This window comes from Acinetobacter oleivorans DR1 (assembly GCF_000196795.1).
Classification (GTDB): Bacteria; Pseudomonadota; Gammaproteobacteria; order Pseudomonadales; family Moraxellaceae; genus Acinetobacter; species Acinetobacter oleivorans.
Genome location: NC_014259.1, coordinates 2,912,027 through 2,925,033, shown reverse-complemented (window position 1 = coordinate 2,925,033; position 13,007 = coordinate 2,912,027). Strand labels below are relative to the sequence as shown.

The window sequence follows — 13,007 nt, the reverse complement described above, 5'->3', positions numbered from 1 at the left end:
CTGTGGTTAATCCATTATGGGAGTGTAGAGATTTAGAAATTAACCGTGTAGTGAAGCATCATGCGCTGTTCATTCAGACTTTTGCCATGTTTGGTGTCGTAGTTAATATTTAAGAAAAGAAACTTAAGATTTTTAATCCAAGCATTTAGGTCGTACTGAATCAACACATTACTTTCTTGCTCAAAATCATTTTGATTCATGGTTTGAAATGAATCGCCATAAATATATTTATAGGTCACTTTTAGGCCCTTGATATAGTCTTTAAAGTCATACGAGGCAACGAAATGATAAGATTTTTCATCTGCTTTGGTAAACGCGCCTAAGGTCCAGTTCACCATGTGCGGGATGGGCATATTGTCGAGTTTTGGAATACCATCTTTGCCAAAGTTTTCTTGATAGCCAATTCCAGTTGTAAAGTTTCCATGTTTAATGAAATGCATGGCCCCTACAGATGTATTGTCATATTCGCCAAGTTTTGATTTGCCGACATCATCGTGGCGAAACACACGTAATTTTGTAGTGTGCTGTTTTGTCCATTGATAATCAAAAGCAAAGTAACTTTGATTGATGAGGTCAGTTAAATAGCCATTATAAAATTTCCAATTATATTGAGGCGTTTTCCCATCCCATTGGAAAAAGTAAAGCCCATCAGATTCATGTTTTGAGATGGCAAGTTTGTGGTAGTCCTCCTCATTTTTTGGCGAATAACGGTTAATCAAACCTAGCTCGAAATTTTGTTGTGGTGTCTTATATTTTAATTCCAAGCCTTTATAGTTCACTCGTAATTGATGTGTATCCACTTGTGGTGTAAGTGGTGAATCGGGAGTGATTTCACCTACATTCATGCGAAAGTTTTGATATTCAACTCCAGCACCTAATCCATATTTAACTTGGTCTTGCGCTTGTTTCTTGGTGTTAGGGTCAAAGGGTATGACCATATCATTGGTGTGTTGGTCGTTACTTAGGCGATAAGCATATTGGATGCTTGGATTGAGGTGTAGTTGAACCTCATTAAGTTTGGTTGACCAGTCGCCACGATACATTAAGCCTTGGCTCAAGCTATGAGTATCGGGGCTAATGCCATTTTCATATTGTCTGTCGAAGTTAAATGTTTTGAGTGTGAGTGTATTTTGAAAATTAACATCTACTTCACTGTGAGCTAAACAGCAGGCAAGGGTTGTCCCTGAGAATAAAATCCCATAAATAAAAATATGCTTCATTTTTAAATCCGTTTAAAAGCGTTTTACTGTTCTAAATCCGACATGGCTTGTGGCAAGGTCGAGTTCTTGTGGATGCCTCGCGGCAGCACGATAACGCGCGCAATAGTTGGTTGCGCATAAATAAGATCCACCTTTAATCGTGTATTGCAAAATCTGTTCGTGACTTTGCCGATATTTCGATGGATCTCCCATATGATGATCTCTTGGTCCTGTGTAGGGTGTTTGCGTCCATTCCCATACATTGCCAATCAAGTCATACAAACCAAAGGGGTTTTTACTAAAACAACCAACAGGGGCAACATCCTTAAAACCATCTTCCTGAATGTTTTTATAAGGAAATTCGCCTTGCCAGAAATTGGCTACAATATGGCCTTCGTGGGTCGGGCCAATATCGGAATTTTGTTGAAAACCTTTGGCTGCATATTCCCACTCAAGCTCAGTCGGTAAGTCATGACCTAGCCAGTTCGCATAAGCATAGGCATCATTCCATGTCACCATGCGAACAGGCTCATGAGGCGCAGGTTGTTTAGGGTTGTTTGGGCCCCATGGATGTTTCCAATTGGCCCCTTTTTCAAATTTCCACCACTGTAATTCTTCAACTGGATGCTCAGGTTGTGCAAACATGGCCGCACCGCCTTGCTTCTCTGCATCGGTGACATAACCCGTTTGTTTAACAAACTCTTGAAATTGAGCATTGGTGACTTCAGTTGCATCAATTAAAAAAGCGGGAACGGAAGTTGCCTGTAAATTTAATGGGCGTTCATCTTCATAACCTTGTGTGGTGCCTAAAACAATTTTTCCTTGCGAAAGCTTGACCATGCCTGCTTCTTTATTTTTAGGCCAACCCGAAGGAAGGCCTGAATAGGAAGAACATTTAGCTTTAGTGCCTAGGTCGGGCAAAGGATTTTGTTCTAGTCGAGGTGTAGTTTTTTGGCATGCACAAAGTAAGAGGAAAGATGAAAGCATTATGATTTGTTTCATCTGGTTTTCTCTACTTTTTGTTATATTGCTCAAAATCCACAACGCCGTTTTCATCGGCATATCTTAAATATTTGTCATTTAAGACTTTGACGATCTCAGGATGTTCTTTGTAAACATTATGTTGCTCATTAAAATCTGTTTTTAAATTGTAGAGTTCCCAGCCATGACTCTTAAATTTAGAAGGTGAGTTTTCAACAAGTTTCCATTCATCAGTTTTGGCATAGCGGCTGCCATGTAATTCTTTGAAGTCATAATAATTAACAGGACGAATACGGGCTGTATTATCTTTAAAAGCAGGAATTAAACTAAAACCTGATGGTTTGATTTTGGTACTAGTTGCTGGATAAATTTGACTATTTTGAATGCCTGCTAGCTCCATCACAGTTGGGAATATATCTCTCACTGTCGCAAAGTTATTGTTAATTCCACGTTGTTTAGAAATCTGAACAGGTGACTTAACAATAAATGGAACTCGCACACCGCCTTCTGACGCGGCTGATTTCCAGTAAGTAAATGGTGTGCTGCTCACTTCGGCCCAGCGTGGTCCCATATAAACATATGAACTGGCGTTGCCTATATTTTCATAGCGATTGTCGGCATCACCCATTGGGAAATTATGATCACCACCTTCAGCACCGTTATCTGACATAAACACAATCAAAGTATTGTCATATAAATGATGCTTTTTAAGATATTGAATGACATCACCCACACGGTCGTCTAACTGGGTAACCATGCCCGCATAAACTTCCATTTTACGCGCTTCGTATTTGCGCTCTTGTGATGTCAGTTCATTCCAGCTTTTAGTGCCTAAAGCTTGGTTGCCACGCTCGACTGGGTATTCTGCGTTTGCAGGAATTAATCCTAATTTCTTTTGTCTCTCAAAGCGTTGCTTACGAATTGCATCGTAGCCTTGATCGTATTTACCTTTATATAAGTCTCTGTAATGAGCGGGTGCCTGTATCGGCCAATGTGGAGCGGTATAGGCTAAGTAAGCAAAAAATGGTTTTTGCGCTTTATTTTTGTCTAAATACTCAAACGCTTTTTGTGTAAAAAAGTCGGTCGAATAGTAGTTATCAGGCAGTGTGACTTTTTGACCATTTTCTGTGTATTGGGTATTACGCGGATAGTTTTTAGGTTGGTCTTTAAAATGTAAATCGAAGCCATCGAGCAGAGCAAAAGATTGATCAAAACCACGGGCTTTAGGGTTTTGGTCGGGAGCATAGCCTAAGTGCCATTTACCGACCATGAAGGTGTAATAATCTTTAGTCTTTAAAATTTCTGCGAGTGTGTAAGCATTTTGCGTTAAGTGCCCTGAATAGCCATCAATTTTGAGGAGTGCACGCGGGCTATCGGCTCCAACCAAATTTTCTTGTCGTTTTGACGTTTCATACATGGCACCTAAACCGACCAAGTGATTATCTGCACCAGTCATAAGCTGTGCACGGGTAGGTGAGCACATTGATGAAGCATGAAAATTAAAAAGCATTTTTCCTTGCTTTAATAGGCTATCAATATGAGGGGTTTTAATTTCGCCGCCATAAGCGCCAATATCTGAAAAGCCAAGATCATCGGCCAAAATAATCATGATATTGGGTGGTTGTTGATTTTTTGGAGGTGCTGCTTGCGTTGTGTAAAATAATTGGCTGGCAAAAAAAAGTCCCAATGTAAGCTGACTTACTCTTTTGAGTTTCATAACAACAATCCTTTGATGTTTCTAAATGCATCTTGCATTTCCTAGAAATAAACTGAGCTTTTTTTGGCTAAAAAATGCTCTAGAATCGATCATAATAGATTTTTTAATATGGATCCATAAAAATATTCAAGCATTCTAATTTTATGTTTTTAATAATTTTATACTTATATAATTTATGTGTTTATATACTTTTTAATAATCCATTTATAATTTTAGTTGATTTTTTGGATCCAAATATTCAGTATAGAAAAAGAGCAGGATGCTCAAAAAACAAATATTCCTCTAGGTCATTATGGATACGGATGTGCATAACCACCCAATCGCTCATATCAGCAATGTCGTGTGTATGTCTTATCCAAGGGAGATACACAAATGGAAAGAGACGTTCTAAGTGAGATCAATCAAAACAATATGAGCCGCTATCAATGGTTCGTCATTTTGATCTGTATTTGTCTCAATATTATTGATGGCTTTGACGTGATGGTAATGGCATTTACCGCTCCATCCGTGTCAGCAGAATGGTCACTTTCAGGCGCACAAATTGGCTTATTGCTTAGTTCAGGTCTTTTTGGGATGGCTGCCGGTTCAATTTTTCTTGCACCTTTAGCTGATAAAATCGGTCGCCGTTTACTCATCTTAGTTTGTCTTGTCATTGCAGGTCTGAGCATGCTGGGCTGTGCTTTTGTGCAAAGTCACGGCATGTTAGCTGCACTTCGGTTTATTACTGGAATTGGGGTGGGGGGCATCCTTGCGAGTAGTAATGTATTGGCAAGTGAATATGCCAATGCACGTTGGCGCAGTCTTGCTGTGAGCTTAATGTCTACCGGTTACGGAATTGGTGCGACACTTGGCGGGGTACTATCACTGGCATTGATTGAGCATTTAGGTTGGCGCTCAATCTTTTTAGCAGGTGGGGTGACTACCATTGCAATGTTGCTGATCAGCGCATGGTTATTACCTGAATCTTTAGATTACTTACTTGCAAAACGACCAAAACAGGCACTAGAACGAATTAATGCAACTGTAAATCGTATGGGGCTAAACGAATTACCTGTTATGCCGCATTATGAAAAAATCAGCACGCAAAATGGTAGTGAACTGGGCAAGTTGTTTGCTGGACAACTTGGATTTCAAACACTTTGTTTATGGTTTGCATTCTTTCTGGTGATGTTTGGCTTTTACTTTGTCATGAGCTGGACACCAAAAATTCTTATTTCAATGGGGATGTCGCCACACCAAGGTGTAAGTACTGGCATTTTAATTAGTATTGGCGGGATTTTCGGGGCAGCCATTATTGGTTTATTAGCATCACGTATGAAAATTTTCTATGCCTTAAGTCTATTTTTAGGGCTAACCTCGGCATGTGTTTTCCTATTTGTCGCAGTCTCCGCTCAAGTCAGTGTTGCACTCATGGTTGGGTTATTACTTGGCACACTCATCAATGGCTGTGTAGCAGGTTTATATTCTATTTCTCCAACAATTTACGATGCTGAAATTCGTAGTCGCGGCGTGGGCTATGCAATTGGTTTTGGACGAATTGGGGCAATTTTATCGCCAACGGTTGCAGGCATCTTCCTGGATAAAGGTGTAGCACCCGCAACGCTTTATGCCTATTACGGTGTGGTGTTTATTTTGGCTATTTTCCTGATTTTAAGTTTAGGTAATGCTTTTTACCGCAGTCAAAAAGAGCAAAACTACTCTCTTAAAACAGCACCTTAATCCATTAAAAATTAAATAGTTGAGATAAAAAATGAAAAAGACACCATTATGGGTGGGGGTATGCTTGTGCCCATTATTTAGTCAAGTTGTGCATGCCGAATTTCTTGCAGATAGTAAAGCTGAGCTAACACTACGTAATTTTTACTTTGACCGAGACTATAAAAAAGACCCATATCCCTATACAGCAGCCAGAGATTGGGCGCAGGGTTTAATTTTTAAAGGACAGTCTGGTTACACCGAAGGGACAGTTGGGTTCGGTGTTGATGTACTGGCAATGGCAGGTTTTAACCTGATGGGAAGCCGTGCTGATGACTATGCACGTAGTGGCTTATTGCCAGTGAATACCGATAACTCGCGTGATGATTATTATGGAAAAATCGGCATTACAGGGAAGGCTAAATTTAGAAAAAATGAGCTTTTTGTGGGGGATTTAGTTCCACAATTACCGACCCTATTTTCATCGCCAGCACGTTTGTTCCCTCAGACTTACCGTGGTATACGCTTTGTTTCAAATGAAATTCCAAATCTTCAACTCGAAGGCTTTTATGTCGACGAAGTACGTCAGCGCGACTCAATTCGTTATACCGATGTTGGAACGGACAATATCAACCATCGTTTTGACAAAGCGGCAACTACCGATTCTTTTTATACCTTAGGTGGAAGCTATCAGTTAAAGGATTACCGTTTGCGTGCTTATCATGCTGAACTCAAAGACATTTACCAGCAACAATTTTTAGGATTTAACGGCAAACAGCCTTTAACCGACCAGCTTAATTTTTTAAGCGACGTGCGTTTTTTTAATAGCGAAGAAACTGGAAGCAAAAAAATAGGAGAAGTCGATAACCGACATATTAGTGGCTTATTTGGTCTGAACTATCAAAATCATACGCTTTCTTTGGGCTACATGCAGTCGTTTGGTTCAACTGGTTTACCATTTTTGTCGGGAACTGAAAGTCCAGTCGTGCTTGATTTTATGAGTTCGGACTATTCAAATAAAGACGAAAAAGTCTACTCAATTCGTTATGAATATGACTTTAAAAATGCGCGGGTAGGTGATGTTTCGTTAAACGGTCTGCGCTTTATGACCCGCTACGCAAAAGGTGAAGACATTGATTTGTTGCAATATGGCGATCAGCGTTTTAAAGAAGAGTCGATAGAATTTGATTTGGGCTATAAAATTCCAGAAGGTAAGTTAAAAGGTTTGGGAATGCGAGCTCGTTTTTCTCACTATCGCAACGATATGCCTACCAATATGACTTTTCACTCGGCAAATGAAACACGTTTGAATGTCGATTACACCTTTAAATTTTAATGATTAATATTTAAGTAAATTGAAGACAAGTTAAAACATTGTAAGCAGCAATGTTTTAACTTTAGTTATCAACTGCACAAAATCCCTCTATAATACCGCCAATCTTATTAAAGCCAATTGAGTCTCTCATTAAACACATGGCTTTAATCTCTCATTTTTTTAAGTCAATTTCTTCGCTGTGATTCGGCTTATTTTTCAATATTTAGAATTTTATGTGTCTGTGCTGACACATAAAAATATTTAGGTGCCAGCATGGAAATCAAGGTTAATTATCTCGACAATCTTCGACAGGAAGCTAAGTTCGATGACTTTACGGTAATTGCCGATCAACCAATTCGCTACAAGGGTGACGGTTCGGCACCGGGCCCATTTGACTACTTTTTAGCATCGTCAGCATTGTGCGCAGCGTACTTTGTAAAAGTGTATTGTGCCGCTCGAGATATCCCAACCGATAATATTCGTTTATCGCAAAATAATATTGTTGATCCTGAAAACCGCTATAAGCAAACTTTTAAAATTCAAATTGAATTACCAGCCGATATTTCAGAGAAAGATCGCCAAGGGATTTTACGTTCGATTGACCGTTGTACTGTTAAAAAAGTCATTCAAACGGGCCCCGAATTTATTATTGAAGAAGTGGAAAGCATCGATGCAGATGCACAAGCATTGTTATTGCCAAGCCTAACTTCAGAAAGCCATACTTTTATTCAAGGTAAAGACCTGCCGTTAGAAGAAACCATTGCCAATATGTCTGCCATTTTGGCAAATTTGGGCATGAAGATCGAAATTGCATCTTGGCGTAACATCGTGCCAAATGTATGGTCATTACACATTCGTGATGCACAGTCTCCGATGTGTTTTACCAATGGTAAAGGTGCCACCAAAGAAAGTGCTTTAGCATCTGCATTAGGCGAGTTTATTGAGCGTTTAAACTGTAACTTCTTCTATAACGACCAGTTCTGGGGTGAAGAAATTGCCAATGCTGAATTTGTGCATTACCCAGATGAAAAATGGTTTAAACCGGGTCCAAATGGTGAATTACCTAAAGAAATCTTAGATGAATACTGTCTTGAGATTTACAACCCAGATGATGAGTTACTTGGCACACATTTATATGACACCAACTCAGGCAACGTAGAGCGCGGCATTTGCTCGTTACCTTTTGTACGCCAGTCTGACGATGAAGTTGTATATTTCCCATCAAATTTAATTGAAAACTTGTACTTAAGTAATGGTATGAGTGCAGGCAACACTTTGGCAGAAGCCCAAGTTCAATGCTTGTCAGAAATTTTTGAACGTGCTGTAAAACGTGAAATTTTAGAAGGTGAAATTGTACTTCCGGATGTTCCTGAAGAAGTATTAGCAATATACCCAAGTATTGTTGCTGGTATTAAAGGCTTAGAAGAGCAAGGTTTCCCCGTATTAGTTAAAGATGCATCACTAGGCGGTCAGTTCCCTGTAATGTGTGTGACTTTAATGAACCCACGTACGGGTGGGGTGTTTGCATCTTTCGGTGCGCATCCAAGTTTTGAAGTTGCATTGGAACGCAGTCTGACTGAATTACTTCAAGGCCGTAGTTTTGAAGGCTTAAATGATTTACCTCAACCGACTTTCCAAAGTAATGCAGTCACTGAGCCGAACAACTTTGTTGAGCACTTTATTGATTCAAGCGGTTTGGTATCTTGGCGCTTCTTTAGTTCTAAATCTGACTATGACTTTGTTGAATGGGATTTTTCTGGCGAAGGCGAAGAGTCAAATGCAGAAGAAGCTGCAACATTGTTCGGTATTCTCGAAGAGATGGGCAAAGAGGTATATATGGCAGTCTATGAGCACTTAGGTGCGACCGCTTGCCGTATTTTAGTACCGGATTATTCAGAAATTTATCTTGTTGAAGATTTGATTTGGGACAACACCAATAAGGCACTTTCATTCCGTGAAGACATTCTAAATCTGCATCGTTTAGATGATGAACAGCTTGAGGCATTGGTTGAGCGCTTAGAGGAATGCGAGTTAGACGATTACACTGAAATCACCACGCTGATTGGTATTGAGTTTGATGACAATACAGTTTGGGGGCAGCTCACAATCTTAGAGTTAAAATTGCTGATATATGTTGCCTTACAACAGTTTGAAGAAGCAAAAGAGCTCGTCGAAACTTACTTGCAATATAACACCAACACCGTTGAGCGTGGCTTGTTCTATCAGTGCATGAACGTGGTGCTTGAAGTGATGTTAGATGAAGAACTAGAGCTTGAAGACTACCTGACTAATTTCCGCCGTATGTTTGGTGATACACGAATGGATGCAGTATTAGGTTCTGTCGATGGTAGCGTTCGTTTCTATGGCTTAACACCAACAAGCATGAAACTAGAAGGACTTGATCGCCATTTACGTCTGATTGAGAGCTATAAAAAATTGCATGCAGCTCGCGCTAAAGCCGTAGCGATGTAATTTAAAAAGCGAAATAAAAAAGCCTATTTTTAAATAGGCTTTTTTTTATAAAACAACTTGCTGGTTTAAGCAGAAGCTTTGGTGATCTCTATGGTTTCTGCATCTACTCTATGATCTTGCTGCTCATCCAAAGTATGTTTAGCTGGAATATAAGACATTGCACGTTCCGCAAGAGCTGTAATGGTAAGGCTTGGGTTAACCCCCAAATTTGCACCTAACATTGAGCCATCTACAACATATAAGTTTTTATAGTTAAAGACACGGTTTTGTCCATCTACCACGCCACGTTCTGGACTTGAAGCAATTGCACAACCTCCCATACAGTGGGCTGTAAAAGGTACGTTAAACAAAATTTCGGTAATGGTCGTCATTGGGTGACCATTAAACATTTTGGCAACTTTTTCGGTAAATGCATTGGCCTGCGGAATATACACAGGTAGCTTTTTACCTTCGCTCGATAACACCTTACCAAAAGGCCAGAACCAATTACGTTTCAAGCGCATATTAATAGAGGCATCTGCTGTTTGCATCACCAAGAAAATTAAAGTCTGGCGTGCAAAACTGACAGGGTTACTCATGCGAAGGAAAATAAATGGATGGCAGATTAAGGCCCATAACCAAAAGAAAATACGCGTCCAACCTGGTTTGCCTTTAGCCATGTAAGTACACATGAGGCCCATAGCATCTGAGCCAGTTTGGTAACGAGTTGCTTCAATGTGAGTGTCATGGTCAAGGTAAATACTTGAACCAATGGCAACACCTTTACTCATGTCGACATCTTTACCAAAAAAGCGAACGCCTAAAATTGACTCAGCATTAGTACGAACCCGATTGCCCAAATCATCAGAAACATTTGGCAGAGAACCAGACTGTTTTAAACGGAACAGCATTTCTTGCGTACCTAAAGACGATGCCGAAAAAATCACATTTCGAACACGCCATGTACGGCGTTGTTTATTAAACCATGAGCTTGAACATTCAGTCGTAACTTCATAGCCATCGCTGCCATCGGCTTTACCATTGAGTGGTTTAACATCAACGACTTTGGTTTCTTCGTAAACCTTGGCGCCATTTTTTTCGGCAAAGTACAAATAGTTTTTATCTAAGGTATTTTTTGCGTTGTGTTTACAACCCGTCATACAGCCGCCACATGCCGTACAAGTTCCGCGGTCTGGACCTTCACCGTTAAAGTACGGGTCAGGGTAGGTCTTGCCACCTTCTTCACCTTCGGGTGGAAAAAACGTTGCAACACGAGTGGGCTTAAACGTATGTCCAACCCCAACTGCATCGCCCATTTTTTTGAGCATGTGGTCGGCAGGACCGAAAATTTTATTATCCGTCACCCCAAGCATACGTTCTGCTTCAGCATAATGCTGTGGCATTTCATTTTTCCAGTCCGCTGCATCTGCCCACGTGCCTTCATCCCAAATATGTTCAGGTGGAACAAGTAGGGTATTGGCGTAGGTGATTGAACCGCCACCTACAGCATTACCGCAAATAATGGTGACATGGCGAAAAAAACGCATGTTGAAATAACCGAAAAGTTTCATGCCCGGGCGCCAAATCCAACGACGGGTATTCCAGTTATTTTTAGCAAAATCTTTAGCTTCCCAGCGTCGCCCCATTTCCATTACAGCAACAGAGTAGCCCTTTTCGGTTAGACGGCAGGCAGAAACACTACCACCAAAGCCTGAACCAATAATGAGGTAATCATAGTCATAATTGTTTGTTGTCATGCCGAGGACTCCTCTCTGGCGATATTTTTATATTGACTGTGTATGTTTATCAATGAATTGCCCAATGCGCTCAATCGAGTCATTAGATTCATTTAGTATACCCGCGTGGAACTGAAAAACATGTCCGACTCGGTCATAAACCTTCAAATTCGTCGGAATACCATACTTTTCGGTTTGTTTAGCAAGCCGTTTTGCATCGTCTAATAATACTTCTTCGGTACCGACATGAATTAAAACAGGTGGTAATCCAGTTAAGTCGGCATAGAGTGGGGAACAGGTTGGATCGTTTGCCGATTTTTGTCCGCAATAGTTTTTTGCACACCAAACTAACCAGTCTTCTGACAGCATTGCATCTTGAGCTGCATGAGTTTTCATCGTGCTTCCAGAGAGGCTTAAGTCAACCCAAGGTGAAAGTAAAACTAATGCTGCTGGTAACGGTAACCCTGCGTCCCGTATCGCAATTGCAGTACTTAAACTCAGGCCACCGCCAGCAGAGTCGCCAGCGATCACGAGTTTTTTCGGGTCTTGTCCTTGAGCAAGTAAAGCTTTATAGACTGTAATTACATCTTCAATAGCAGCAGGGCTTGTGTGCTCTGGGGCTAGGCGATATTCAGGTAACCAGACTTGTGCTTGAGCTGCATGTCCGATTTGAGCAGCAAGCTTAGTGTGACTTTTTGAGCTACCCACCACATAGCCTCCGCCATGTAAATACAAGATGCCAAGTCCTGATTGAGTCGTTTTGGGGCGAATATGGACTGTCGGTACTTGAGCAATTATTTGCTTTTTTGTTTTATAGCCACGTGGCCCAAGCACAATTGCACTGGCTGCATCACTACAAAAACGTTGTAGCTTTAGTGGTGTTTTAGGGGATAAAGCTGGACGTAGCGTGGTACGAATAGTCCATGCAAGAAGCTGCTTCATAATAAGGACTCATACTAAGCATTTAATGTCAGTCAGCATCTCTTAAAATGAAGAGTATGCTGACCACTATTTTTATTTTGCTGATTTGTTGAGTAGGCGAGTTTGCAAGGCAGTCGCAGTTGCAAAAATCTTTTGGTAACCCTGCGGAAGAATACGTTGAATCACATCAACGGCTTTCGCATCGGCTCCAATGAGTAAGCGGCGCCGGTCTTTACGAACAGCTTCTAAAATTTGTTGAGCTGCCTCATCCGCAGGGGTGCGAAGTAATTTATCGAAAGCATCCTGACTTTTTAGAGGATCCATTCCTAAAGACTGGACGCTATTATTCATGCGGGCAGCTTTGGCAATATTGGTACGAATACCACCCGGATGCACACAGGTCGCACTCACTCCAGCATTTTGTAGATCGAGTTCTTGGCGTAGGGATTCAGTGAAGCCACGAACGGCAAATTTACTAGCGTTATAAGCACTTTGAGTTGGTTGAGCTGTTAAGCCAAACATACTGGAAATATTAATAATATGCCCATCACCACTTTGCTTTAAGTAAGGTAAAAATTCTTTGGTGCCATAAACCACGCCCCAAAAATTAATACCAATCAGCCATTCAAGATCTTCATAGCTCACACCTTCAGCCGTACTGCCTATTGCGACACCTGCATTATTAAAAATCAAATTAACTTGGCCATGTTCATCTACAACTGCCTTTGCCCAAGTTGCAACTTCATCACGCTTAGCCACATCGACTTTTTGTGTGGTTACTTTGACTGAATAAGGCGTTAACAGCTCGACTGTTTTAGCTAATCCAGCTTCACTAATATCGGAAAGTGCCAGATGGCAACCTTGTTTTGCGAGTGCAATGGCAATTGCTTGTCCAATACCAGAGCCAGCACCTGTCACAGCTGCGACTTTATTTTTAAAAGACTTCATAAAATTCTCCGTTTATTTTTCTCATTTCCTATGGTGAAGCTTTA

General features: G+C 40.7%; 9 protein-coding genes. 3 read left to right on the top strand and 6 right to left on the bottom strand.

The genetic code is table 11. The annotated features are described in order from the left end of the window. Window positions 1-32: 32 nt before the first annotated feature. The 3 genes from AOLE_RS13715 to AOLE_RS13705 are packed head-to-tail and all read right to left on the bottom strand — an operon-like array spanning window position 33 to window position 3,897. Window positions 33-1,220, bottom strand: a complete 1,188-nt coding sequence (locus tag AOLE_RS13715; RefSeq protein WP_013198524.1) for an OprD family outer membrane porin — start codon at window positions 1,218-1,220, stop codon at window positions 33-35. Between the two features lie 12 nt (window positions 1,221-1,232). Next, a complete protein-coding gene (locus AOLE_RS13710) occupies window positions 1,233-2,186 on the bottom strand; it encodes a formylglycine-generating enzyme family protein (RefSeq protein ID WP_013198523.1) in 954 nt (317 codons plus the stop codon). 25 nt (window positions 2,187-2,211) lie between these two features. After that, entirely contained in the window at window positions 2,212-3,897 is a 1,686-nt protein-coding gene (locus AOLE_RS13705; protein WP_013198522.1) for an arylsulfatase, read from the bottom strand. A 372-nt stretch (window positions 3,898-4,269) separates the two neighbouring features. On the opposite strand from AOLE_RS13705, the gene AOLE_RS13700 reads away from it, so the two are divergent. The 3 genes from AOLE_RS13700 to AOLE_RS13690 all read left to right on the top strand — a co-directional run bounded on the left by AOLE_RS13700 (window position 4,270) and on the right by AOLE_RS13690 (window position 9,379). Next, entirely contained in the window at window positions 4,270-5,616 is a 1,347-nt protein-coding gene (locus AOLE_RS13700; RefSeq protein WP_013198521.1) for an MFS transporter, read from the top strand. A 31-nt stretch (window positions 5,617-5,647) separates the two neighbouring features. Next, a complete protein-coding gene (locus AOLE_RS13695; protein ID WP_013198520.1) occupies window positions 5,648-6,928 on the top strand; it encodes an OprD family outer membrane porin in 1,281 nt (426 codons plus the stop codon). Between the two features lie 252 nt (window positions 6,929-7,180). Continuing rightward, complete coding sequence (locus AOLE_RS13690) at window positions 7,181-9,379, top strand: OsmC domain/YcaO domain-containing protein (RefSeq protein ID WP_013198519.1); 2,199 nt, start codon at window positions 7,181-7,183, stop codon at window positions 9,377-9,379. Between the two features lie 65 nt (window positions 9,380-9,444). Here the strand turns inward: AOLE_RS13690 and AOLE_RS13685 are convergent, their stop codons facing one another. From AOLE_RS13685 to AOLE_RS13675, 3 genes are all read right to left on the bottom strand, one after another. Next, entirely contained in the window at window positions 9,445-11,115 is a 1,671-nt protein-coding gene (locus AOLE_RS13685) for a GMC family oxidoreductase (RefSeq protein ID WP_013198518.1), read from the bottom strand. A gap of 27 nt (window positions 11,116-11,142) precedes the next feature. Beyond that, window positions 11,143-12,036, bottom strand: coding sequence for an alpha/beta hydrolase (locus tag AOLE_RS13680; protein WP_013198517.1), 894 nt, complete (start codon window positions 12,034-12,036; stop codon window positions 11,143-11,145). 72 nt (window positions 12,037-12,108) lie between these two features. Beyond that, window positions 12,109-12,963, bottom strand: a complete 855-nt coding sequence (locus tag AOLE_RS13675; RefSeq protein WP_013198516.1) for an SDR family NAD(P)-dependent oxidoreductase — start codon at window positions 12,961-12,963, stop codon at window positions 12,109-12,111. Between the last annotated feature and the right edge of the window lie 44 nt (window positions 12,964-13,007).